General features: G+C 71.5%; 9 protein-coding genes. 6 read left to right on the top strand and 3 right to left on the bottom strand.

The window, feature by feature from the left end; genetic code table 11:
- Positions 1–52: 52 nt before the first annotated feature.
- The 4 genes from IPI43_20295 (at position 53) to IPI43_20310 (ending at position 3,378) form a co-directional block, all read left to right on the top strand.
- Positions 53–1,057, top strand: a complete 1,005-nt coding sequence (locus IPI43_20295; GenBank protein MBK7776444.1) for a HEAT repeat domain-containing protein — start codon at positions 53–55, stop codon at positions 1,055–1,057.
- A 2-nt stretch (positions 1,058–1,059) separates the two neighbouring features.
- On the top strand, positions 1,060–1,845 hold the full coding sequence (locus tag IPI43_20300) for a TatD family hydrolase (protein MBK7776445.1): 786 nt from the start codon (positions 1,060–1,062) through the stop codon (positions 1,843–1,845).
- A 137-nt stretch (positions 1,846–1,982) separates the two neighbouring features.
- On the top strand, positions 1,983–2,651 hold the full coding sequence (gene rplC / locus IPI43_20305) for a 50S ribosomal protein L3 (protein ID MBK7776446.1): 669 nt from the start codon (positions 1,983–1,985) through the stop codon (positions 2,649–2,651).
- A 7-nt stretch (positions 2,652–2,658) separates the two neighbouring features.
- Positions 2,659–3,378 carry an RlmE family RNA methyltransferase gene (locus IPI43_20310; GenBank protein ID MBK7776447.1) on the top strand — a complete coding sequence of 240 codons (720 nt, stop codon included), beginning with the start codon at positions 2,659–2,661 and terminating at the stop codon, positions 3,376–3,378.
- On the opposite strand, the gene IPI43_20315 is transcribed toward IPI43_20310, so the two are convergent.
- The 3 genes from IPI43_20315 to IPI43_20325 form a co-directional block, all read right to left on the bottom strand.
- Positions 3,370–4,458, bottom strand: coding sequence for a tetratricopeptide repeat protein (locus tag IPI43_20315; protein ID MBK7776448.1), 1,089 nt, complete (start codon positions 4,456–4,458; stop codon positions 3,370–3,372). The genes IPI43_20310 and IPI43_20315 overlap by 9 nt on opposite strands.
- Positions 4,455–7,148, bottom strand: coding sequence for a [protein-PII] uridylyltransferase (gene glnD, locus IPI43_20320; protein ID MBK7776449.1), 2,694 nt, complete (start codon positions 7,146–7,148; stop codon positions 4,455–4,457). The genes IPI43_20315 and glnD overlap by 4 nt, the downstream gene beginning before the upstream one ends.
- An 858-nt stretch (positions 7,149–8,006) precedes the next feature.
- On the bottom strand, positions 8,007–9,722 hold the full coding sequence (locus IPI43_20325; GenBank protein ID MBK7776450.1) for an N-acetylmuramoyl-L-alanine amidase: 1,716 nt from the start codon (positions 9,720–9,722) through the stop codon (positions 8,007–8,009).
- Positions 9,723–9,793: 71 nt separating this feature from the next.
- On the opposite strand from IPI43_20325, the gene IPI43_20330 reads away from it, so the two are divergent.
- Positions 9,794–10,252, top strand: coding sequence for a YbjN domain-containing protein (locus tag IPI43_20330; protein MBK7776451.1), 459 nt, complete (start codon positions 9,794–9,796; stop codon positions 10,250–10,252).
- Positions 10,253–10,287: 35 nt separating this feature from the next.
- Complete coding sequence (locus IPI43_20335; GenBank protein ID MBK7776452.1) at positions 10,288–10,797, top strand: hypothetical protein; 510 nt, start codon at positions 10,288–10,290, stop codon at positions 10,795–10,797.
- Positions 10,798–10,835: the final 38 nt, after the last annotated feature.

Here is a 10,835-nt window from a genome sequence, read left to right on the forward strand (position 1 = left end):
CAAAAAAAGGGGCCACTTGACGATGCCGAGCCCCGACGGGTAGGAACCCGACGTGTTCTTGACCCCGCTGACCCCAACGCCCGAGGCCGCCCTCCGGGACGTGCACGCCACCCGAGCCGAGTTTCGTGTGGCCGCCGCGCGGGCGCTGGGCATGGTGGACGACTCCCACGCCGACGGGGCGCGAGCAGGCTTGAGGCAGCTGCTGGGCGACGTGGATGCGCGGGTGCGCCTCGAAGCGCTGAGGGCGCTGCGCCAACTGGTCGACGTGAGCCTGCTGCCCGACGCCATGGCCCAGCTGGGAGACCCGGTGCCCGCCGTGCGAGCCGCCGCGCTGCTCACGGCCGAGGCTCTGGGCTGCGACGAAGCCGCGCTCGTGGCCTGCGTCACCCCGCCCGATCCGCCGCTCCAGATCGCGGCGCTCGAGGCGCTGGTGGCGCGTGCCGGCGACGGGCCAGCGTCCGCGGGGCCCTACCGGTCACTCACCTCGGGCTCTCCGGCGCTGGATGCGGCCACCCTGCACGCCCTCGCCGACGAGAGCGAGGAGGTGCGCGCCACGGCGGCGGCGGCCCTCGCGGCGCTGGGCGCTCGGCACCACCTGGACGCCCTCGCCGGCCGGCTGACCGACACGCCCCGCGTGCGCTCGAGCGTGGCCCTCGCCTTGGCGGACTTGGGAGACTCCCGCGGTGTGCCCGCCCTGATCGAGGATCTCACGCGAGGCTCCTTCGAGGCGGCCGAAGCGCTGGGGACACTCGGCGTGGAGGCGGCCCGCGAGCCACTGGCGGCCACGGCGGCGAGGCTGTTCACGCCGCTGCTCACCAAGGCGGCGGCCGGTGCCGCGCTCATCCGGCTGGGCGACCCGCGTGGCGAAGACGCCCTGCGCTCCGTCTTGCGAGCCTTCCGCCCGGACGGCAGGCCCTACGCGGTGGTGCAGGTCATGCAGCTGAAGCTCGCCGCCCTGCGCCCCGAACTGGAGGAGCTGCTGGTGCGCCCACGCGGCGTGGACAAGGTGCTGCTGCGCGACGCGCTCGCGGCGCTCGGCGCCGGGAGTCCCGCCTGAGCCTGTTCGACACGCACTGCCACCTCGACGACAAGCGCTTCGTGGACGACTTCGAGGGCGTGCTGGCGCGCGCCCGCGCGGCTGGGGTCACGCGCATCGCCACCATCGGGTGCTGCAATTCGGTGGAGACGGTGCCCCGCGCGCTCAACGTGGCCCGCGCGCATGCCGACTGGGTGGTGGCCACCTCGGGTGTGCACCCTCACGACGCGGCCCACTGGAGCCCGGAGCTGGCCCAGGCGATCGTGGAAGTGGCCGCCGACCCCCTGATCGTCGCCATCGGTGAGGCCGGCCTCGACTACCACTACGACAACTCGCCGCGGGTGGCGCAGCAGCAGGCCTTCCGCGACCAGATCGCGCTCGCCAAGCAAGTGAAGAAGCCGCTGGTGGTGCACACCCGCTCCGCCCCGGAAGACACGTTGGCCATCTTGCGCGAGGAGCAGGCACGCGACGTGGGCGGCATCATCCACTGCTTCAGCGAGACCCCCGACTTCGCCCGCGCCGCTCTGGACATGGGCTTTGTGTCGAGTTTCAGCGGGATCGTGACGTTCAAGAACGCGGTGGACGTCCGGGAGGCCGCGCGGCTCCAGCCGCTCGACGCGCTGCTCATCGAGACGGACGCGCCCTACCTGGCGCCCATCCCCTTCCGGGGGCGCCGAAACGAACCCGCCTACGTGGCCCATACCGCGGACTGCATCGCCGCGCTGCGCGGCATCGACCCCGCCGAGGTGCGTGAGCGATCGTTCGAGAACGCGCTCCGGGTCTTCGGCTTGCCCGCTGGCCAGGCCTGATCGTAGAAAAGTGACCCTACCGGCTTGACCCGGCACCCCGTGCACGTATCCTTCGCACCCTTTTCCAGACCCTCCTGTGTGGTCCTGCCGCGGCGACTTCGACCTGGCGGAATGCCCCCAAAACAAACTTCGCGATCATGAATACGAACTTTGGTCTCATCGGCAAGAAGCTTGGAAACACCCAGATTTTCCAAGAAGACGGCGAAGTCGCCCGCGTCACCGTCATCCAAACCGGCCCCTGCGTCGTGGTTGGCAAGCGGACCGCGGCCAAGGACGGCTACTCGGCCCTCCAGCTGGGCTTCGGCACCAAGCGCAAGAAGCTGGTGAACAAGCCGCAGCTCGCGGTCTACGAGAAGCTGGGCGTGGAGCCCCCGTCGGTGGTGCGTGAGTTCCGCGTCACCGCGGACGTCGCGGACAAGTACGAGGTCGGCCAGAGCCTCAAGCCGTCCGACGTGTTCACGGTCGGCCAGTTCATCGACGTGTCGGCCACCAGCAAGGGCCGCGGCTTCGGTGGTGTCATGAAGCGCCACAACTTCTCGGGCGCCGGCACCGTCGGTCACGGTACGCACGAGTACAAGCGTCACGGTGGCTCCATCGGCATGAACATGACCCCGGGCCACACGCTCAAGGGTCAGCGCATGCCCGGCCAGTTCGGCAACAAGACCGTCACCAACCTCAACCTCAAGGTTGCCAAGGTGATGGACGAAGAGGGCGTCGTGCTCGTCGAGGGCGGCGTCCCCGGCTCGCGCAACGGCGTCGTCGAGGTCCGCGCGGCCGTCAAGAAGAACGCGCAGCCGCGCACCTGAGCACAGCTTGTCTGGTCGACGCCGCAGTGGCCCCACCGGCAACGGTGGAGGCGGAGGAGGCGGAAACCGACGAGTCCAGGACAGCTATGGCCGTCGTGCGAAAGCCGACGGCTTTCCTGCGCGCTCGGTCTACAAGCTGGAGGAGATCGACCAGAAAGTGCGGCTCTTCCGGCGTGGCCAGAGGGTGCTGGATCTGGGCGCCGCGCCCGGCTCCTGGACCATGTACGCCGCCACCCGCGTGGGTCTCGAGGGGCGTGTGTTCGGCATCGACATCCAGCCGCACCGCGCCGCCCTGCCCACCAACGCCCGCATCGAGGTCCTGGACGTGCACGCGCTGCAGCTGGACACGCTGGGCGCGTTCGACGTGGTGATCAGCGACATGGCGCCCAACACCACGGGCGCACGAGAGACGGACATGTACCGCAGCTACGAGCTGTTCATGACCGCGCTCGACGTGGCGGATCGCGTGCTGGTGCCGGGGGGGCACTTCACCGGCAAGATCTTCCAGGGCAAGGATTTCCCGGACGCACAGAAGGCCGTGCGCGAGCGCTACACCGAGACCAAGGTGGTGCGGCCCAAGGCCACGCGCGACGAGAGCTACGAGGTCTTCCTGGTGGGCCTCAAGAAGCGTGCGCCGGTGCAGGCCGCCGAGGCCACCCCCGCGCCTGCCGAGACCGCGCCCGTGGGGTCGTCCCGGCCCACGGGTGGCGACGAACCCTCAGCGTGAGGGGCGCCGGCCGCTCGGGCGTGGCGCCGGCGGCTCGGGATGCTCTGCGAGCCACGTGCGCACGCTGCTGGCTCGCTCACTGTCCGCCTCGAGCGCCAGCATGCGCGTGAAGGCTGCGCGCGCGGCCGGCACGTCGTCGCGCTCCACCGCCACGCGTCCCAGCAGGAAGTGCAGCGTGGCGTCGTCCGGGTGCTGAGTGATCGCCTGCTCGAGCGTGGCGCGGGCGCCGGCGTTGTCGGACCGGCCCAGCTTGGCCAGCGCGAGCTCAGCGGCCAGCGTGGGCGTCACCGTGTCGTCGTTGGCGGCGATCGCGTCGGTGATGGCGCGCTCGGCTCCCTCGAAGTCGGAGAGCTGGCGCAGCGCCGAGCCAATCTCCAGCAATGTTCCTGCGTCACCCTGCGCCAGCGCGCGCGCGCGCTGCAGCTCCGTGCGGGCGTTGGTGGCGTCGCCCGTCTCCGCCAACAGGAGGCCCAGGCTCACGCGCGGGTAGGCGTCGTCGGGTGAGAGGCGCGCCGCACGCCGGTACGCATCGAGCGCACCCGCGTGGTCGCCCATGTCTTCGAGCGCCAGGCCCAGGTTGAGGGTGGCCTCCGCGTAGCTCGGGCGCAGCGCCACCGCACGGCGCAAGAGCGAGGCGGCCTCCTCGGCGCGCTCGCTGTCACGCAGCAGGAGACCCAGGTTGTTGAGCGCCTCGGGAAAGTCTGCGTCCAGCGCGAGGGTCTCGCGGTAGGCGCGCTCGGCGCCTTCGAAGTCTTCACCCAGCTCCAACACCAGGCCCAGGTCCAGGTGTGCCCGCGCGTCGCTCGGGTCCTCGGCGATGGCGGCCTCGAAGTCGGCACGGGCGCCGGCGAGGTCGCCCTCCACCAGTTTGGCCTCACCGGCCCGAACGCGCTCGCTCGCGGGGTGGCGCTCGGCGCCCTCCTCGTCGAACTCTACGTCGTCCTGCAGGCGGGAGTGCACGCTCTGCGTGGCGCCGCCTCCGCCGCAGCCGGCCGATGCGCTCACGAACGCGAGGGCCAAGAGCCCCGCGAAGAAGCGCTGGGAGCGCGCGAGGCGCCGGGTCACGAGGTGGGTGATCACTTGGCTGCCCCCTGCTCCACGTGGAACGCCACCACCGCGCTGCGGAGCGCATCGCGCAGGGCGAAGACCTCTTCCCGCTCGCTCACCTTCGACCCGTCGGGCCGCTGCACGTAGAACACGTCGGCCACGCGCTCGCCCTCGGTGTTCACCTTGGACAGCACGATGTCGAGCTTGCGGTCGGCGAAGACGCGCGCGATGACCGACAGAAGGCCGGGGCGGTCGCGCGTGAAGACGTCCACCACGGTGCACGTGGACGAGACCTCGTTGTCCACCGAGACCTCGGTGGGCGCCTCGGGCACCTGCCGCGTGGCCCACTCGGGGGTCTTGGGTGGCCGCGAGATCAGCTCCTTGGCGCTGACGCGGTTGGCGAGGCGCTCGCGGATGTCGTGCGTCACCCGCGCTGCGATGTCGGTGGGCACGCTGCCCGCACCCGCACGGCGCACCAGGAACGTGTCGAAGGCACGGCGCCCCTCGGGCATGTCGCGCGCGTAGACCTCGGCGCCCACGACGCTGAGGCGGTTGGCCGCGAGCACCGCCGCCACGTCCGCGAGCAAGCCAGGGCGGTCGTCGGTGGTGACGACCAACTCGAACACGTCGTCACCAGGGCCCGGCCCCATGCGCACGGCCACGTCCTGCGCGGCGAGGGCGATGGCGAAGCGCGCGTGACCCACGATGCTCTCCACGTTGTTCGCCAGCAGGTACCGCTCGGGCATCTGGCTGATGAAGGCCTCGAGCGCCGCGCGGTCTGCCTCGCTGGCCTCGCCGAACGCACGCCGCACTTCGTCGGCGATACCGGCCACGCGCTGGCTCGGGTCGTCGCCCTCTTCGAAGTAGTGCATGAGCGCGACGTACAGCTCTTCGAGCATGCGCGCCTTCCACGCCGTCATGGCCGACGTGTTGATGGTGGCCAGCACGCACACGGTCATGACGTAGAGGTCGCTCAGGCCCTCGTGGCTGCCCACGGACTTCGCCACCTCGGCCAGCGTCTCGCGGTCGCGAACGTCGCGCTGCGTGGCCATGCGGTAGAAGTTCCAGTGCTCACGGATGAGGAACCCCACGCGGTCGGCGTCGGCTTCGCTGAGCCCGAACCGCCGCGCTACGTCCATGGCCATCTGCGCGCCACGTGCTTGCTGCCCGCGGCCGTAGGCGCGGCCCAGGTGGTGCAGCAGCAGGGCCAGGAAGATGGGCAGACGCCGCGGCGCCACCGCCGCCAAGCGCGACGCCATGCCCAGCTGGTCGGTGTGGTCACCGCGGATGAGGGTGCGGAACTTCTCGGCCGCGAGGATGGAGTGAATGTCCACCGTGTAGACGTGGTAGGCGTCGTGCATCACGCGCCCCACCAGCGGCCCGAACTCGGGGACCATGGCCGTGATCAAGCCCACCTCGTGGAGCTCGGTCAGCGCGCCTCCGCGGAAGGGCGCGTCGCCCACGTGCTTCAGGATCTCCACGAACAGTTGGGTGGCCTCTTCCGAGCGCTTGAGGCGCTCACGCCACAGCTTGCTGGCGGCCGCCCGCGCGATGACGTCACGCGTTTGCGGGTGCGGTGTGAGCTGATGACGCAGGGCGCGCCGGTAGAGGCGCAACGCCAGCGCCGGGTCCTCGGTGAGCGCATCCGGGCGCTCGAGGTCCACGCGCGTGCCCACCTGCACCGTGCCGTCGCCGAACACCCGGATGCCGCGGGGGTGCGAGCTCTCACGCACGGCCCGCGCCCGGTCCAGCATGCGCTCGGTGGTCTGCGCCACCACCCGCGCGTGGCGGTAGTAGGCCTGCATGAACTGCTCGACGGCGAGGGAGATGCCGTCCACGAAGCCGAGCTGCTCCGCGATCTCTTCTTGGTCCGCGAACGTGAGGCGGTCTTGCTGGCGCCCAGCGCGCAGGTGCAAGAGGTTGCGGGTGCGCCAGAGCATCTCGCGCGCCGCGTCCAGGCGCTCGACCTCACGCTCCACCAGCGCGCCGCACGTGACGTACTCCTGAACGGTGCGCACCCCGTGACGAGCACGAATGGTCCACTCGGCCACGTCCAGGTCGCGCAGCCCGCCACGCCCCTGCTTGACCTCGGGCTCCAGCAGGAAGAGCGAGTCACCGAAGCGGCGATGACGCGACTCGGTGTCTTCGGTGAGCGCGTCCAGGAAGCGGTCCAGGTTGGACTCGAAGACCTCCACCTGCCCGCGCCGGTGCAGCTCTTCCACGATGGGGCGGTCACCCGCCACGCAGCGCAGGTCGAGCAGCGTGGTGGAGGTGCGGATGTCCTCCTGCGCCAGCTTGAGCGTCTCATCCACGCCACGGACCGCGTGACCGATGTCCACGCCGAGGTCCCACAACGGATAGAGCAGGCCCTCGGACACGCGCCGCACGTACGGCTCGGTGGGGTCGTCGCACAAGAAGAGGACATCCACGTCGCTGTGGAGCCCGAGCGTGCTGCGCCCGTAGCCGCCCACCGCTACGAGCGACAGCCGCCCGCTGGGCTTGACCTCGGCGCGTGCCGCCGCGTCCGCCGCGCAGAACAGCGCGTTCAGCAGACCATCGATGGCGCGTGCGTGCTGGCGAGCGCCTTCCACACCCGGTGTGCCCTGCCGCACCGCAGCTTCGAACCGCGCGCGATAGGCCTTGAGGTAGCCGCCACAGGTGGTGCCGAGCATGGGCGCGAAGCGGCTGAGATCCAACGCGGGTGAGGGCGATACTTCGCGCACGATGGCGGAGTATGTGAACCCCACCTCGCCACCGCAAGCAGCGGGCTCAGGCGGCGTGATCGATCCGCCGGGGCGCGGCAGGGGTCGCGGCGGGCACGGACGCGCTGGCGCGTCCTGTCGGGACTCCCTGGAAAACGGCACTGCGCTGCGCTCCGTTTGTTTTCCGGGTCCCCCCACGCCCCAAGGGCGTGAGGACGGGGAAGTCGTCGTCCTCGCGGCCGAGGCATCCCAGCTGGCGTCGTTGCTCCTCGGTCACATACCTCTCGGTATGCTCCTCTCGCCTAGCCATCCGGGCCCTCGACCGCGATCACCGATCGACTTCCCCGTCCCCACGCCCTTGCTGACCCCTGCCCCGCCCCGGCGGCGGCTGACGTCTTGGGCGCGGGTGAGTGCGCGTGCGTCGGAGAGGGTCCACCGGGCGTGTGGGAGGCTCGGCTGAGCTCGATGTAGGCGCGGCTGAGTTCGTGGGGCTCAGCAGGTCTCCGCCGAGCGCGACGGGTGCACCGAACCCGGCGGACACACCCGACTCGGCGCGACTACACTCCGCTCATCCGAGCCCACCCCGATGCCACGAGCGGAAGGGCCGCGGCGCCCGCCGCAGCCCGCCCGCGGGGTCCAGTCGCGCCCGATGCGCTCGGTGGCGCACCGTCCAAACGGGCGCGGGGGGCCGGGGCGGGGCGGGCCTCAGCAAGGGCGTGGGGGGGACCCCCGAAAGCAAACGCAGCGCAGCGAAGTGCCGCTTTTAGGGAGGACCCGACAGGACGCGCCAGCGCGTCCGTGCCCGCCGCGAGGCCCGCCCCGCCCCGGCCCCTCACGATCACCCAAGCGAACGTCGCGCCACGTCGCGCCCAAGGTGCGTCAGGACCCCGTGACGTACCGCGCGATCCCCGCCGCGATCCCCTCCGCGAGAGCCTGCCTGTAACGCGCCGTGCCCAGCGCCGCGGCCTCTTCGGGCTTGCTGAGGAACGAGGCCTCGAGCAGCACGGCGGGCATGCGCGCGCCCACCAGCACGTGGAACATGGCGCTGCGCACGCCGCGGTCCGGGAGGCGTGGCAGGACGCGGCGGCCACCGGCGAGGGTGCCGCGGTGGATGCTCTCGGCCAGCTCGCGCGAGAGCGCCACCTGCTCCTGCCGATGGAGCCCCGCGAGGAGCCGCTGGAGATCCGTGACGTCCCGCGTGGAGGTGCCGTTCTCGCGCGCGGCCAGGCGGTTGGCCTGCCGCTGGTTGGTGGTGTCGAGCACGAAGGTGGTCACCCCGCCGTGCTCCACCGGCTCTTCCGCCGCGTTGAGGTGAACCGACACGAAGAGGTCCGCGCCGACCGCGTTCGCCATGGCCGTGCGTTCCTCGAGCGACAGCGTGACGTCGGCCTGGCGGGTCAGCAGCACCCGCACTCCGGGGAGCGCCCGCCGAAGCAGGATGGCCACACGGGTGGAGATGTCGAGCGCGAGCCGGCTCTCGCGCAGGCCGCCCGCCGTGGCGCCGCGCTCGGTGCCACCGTGACCGGGGTCGAGCACGATCACGCGCGTGGGGTGCGGCGCCCCCTCTGGCAGCTGGGGCTGGACCGAGCGCGCCACGCTGTCGCGCGACTCGATGTCCACCACCAAGCGATAGGGCTCGGGAAAAGCGAACACGCGATGGCGTGCGCCGGGTGCGAGCTCGAAGATGACGCGCGCCCCGCCGCCCGCACTGGTCATGCGCCGCACCTGGGTGAGGCCGCCCGAGTCGACCCGCCACACTTCGCCCAGGGCCGGGGGAACCGTCGCGTCGCGGACGTCGATCCAAACGCGCGCGGGCTCGCCCGCGGCTTCTCGCGACTGACCCACCTCGTAGACCGGCTGTCCATCGAAGCGCAGCACGGCGCGGGCTCCGAGCGCGCCGCCCGAGTAGACGGCCACGTCCGTCATGGTGACGGGACCGGCGGGGGTCACCGCGGCGTCGCCCGCAGGGGCCGGCAGCCCTGCGTCCGCGTCGGCAGCCGACAGCGCCTGGGACGAGCCTTCGAGCGACCCCGCAGTGCGGCGGGCTTGGCGCACGCAGTCGAGCAACCGCAGCTGGCCGGGCGCATCGGCCCCCACGGCGTCGGGGCGATCATCGCGAACGCGGAAGCGCTCGGCGAGGTCTGTGGCCACACGCTGCGCGGCGTCCACGTCCTGCGCGTCGATGGACTCGAGCCGCACGAGCTCGAGGCCCGCCTCGCACAGCTCCGCTTCGAAGGTCCAAGATGGCTCGGCGGGAAGTGGGAGGGACATCGCCGCCGTGAGCCGCTCGCGGGCCAACGCGAGGTCCGACGCTGCGCCGGTCTCGAGAGCGAGCCAGCGCGCCAGGCGCCCCCCCGCGCGAGCGAGCTGTGCCCGAGCCAGTGCGTCCGTCGCGGCGGCCTGCTCGGCGTCGACCGCCACCAGCTCTTCACGCAGGCGCTCCTCGGACCAGCTCCCTGCTCCAGCAAGGCGCCCCTCGAGGGCGTGCTCCGCCGGGCGAGCTTCGGCCTCCTCCGCGTCCCCTCCGCCACTGCACGCAGCCAGCCCGAGCAGAGTCAGCGTCAGCCACCGCGCCGCTCGCCAAGCCTCCCGCACCCTGGTACGTTCCGCCCTGCACGCGGCGCAGCAGCCTGCGACTTCCCTCAAACGCTCACCTCAGGTAGCCGTTGTCCCAGTCCCCGTTGTTCCAAGACCGACCGAGCGGGCGCACCTACCGTGACGCCCCCGAGATGGTGAACGACTACCTGCGCCGCTTCGGCGATCAGGTGGGCATCGCCATCGCGCCGCTCGACCGCGACGGATACACCGAGGTGCAGCGTGGGTCGGCCACGGTGGGCATCAACGTGCTCGTCGAGCATGGGACTCTGTTGCTCCTGTCGCGCATCATGGACGTGCCCCGAGAGGGCCGCGAGGAATTTTATCGCCGCCTCTTGGAGCTCAACTTCCTCGTGACGAGCGATGGCGCATTTGCGATCGACAAGGACCGCGACGCACTGTATCTGAGGGCGCTGCGGCGCCTGGGTGGCCTCGACTTCGAGGAGTTCGAGGACCTGGTCACCACCGTGGCAGCGGTGGCGGACGAGTGGGACGACCGGCTGGCGGAGCTCTTCCCCGGCACCGACTGAGAGACGCGGCAAACACTGGTCCGCGGGAGACACGAGTGGCGAAGAAGAAGAAACGAAGCAAGGACGGCACGGACGGCAAGGCGAGCGGCTCGAAGGAGTCCGTGACCGACTCGTCGAGCGAGATGGACTCGGTGGAAGCGCCGTCCGCCGAGCCGAAGGGCGCCGAATCCGTCAACCCTGCCCCCGCCGAAGCCTCGCGCGAGGCCAGCAAGGCCCCCGCGCCAGGCGGCCCGGTGGACTTCGACGCCGCCGCGCGCGACCGCTTCGCAAGCTCGTTCAAGCCCGCATGGCAGGTCGCCGAGGAGGCGGCGGCCAGCGCCAAGCCGGCACAAGAGGCGCTGCGCCAAGAGCATGCGCTGTCGGGCGAGATCTCGCTCGACAGCATCCCACTGCCGCCCCTGCCCACCGAGAAGCCCAAGCGCCAGATGATCGGCGTCGCCATCGTGGTGGTCCTCATCATCCTTGCCGGCGTGGTGGCCAGCACGCGCTCTCAGCCCAGCGAGGCCCCCGCCCCCGCCTCGGCCGGCCAGGCGTCCGAGCGCTAGCGCCGCGCGGGCATCGCCCAAAGGCGCGGCCCGTGCTA

The organism is Sandaracinaceae bacterium (assembly GCA_016706685.1).
Taxonomy (GTDB): Bacteria; Myxococcota_A; Polyangia; order Polyangiales; family Houyiibacteriaceae; genus JADJJE01.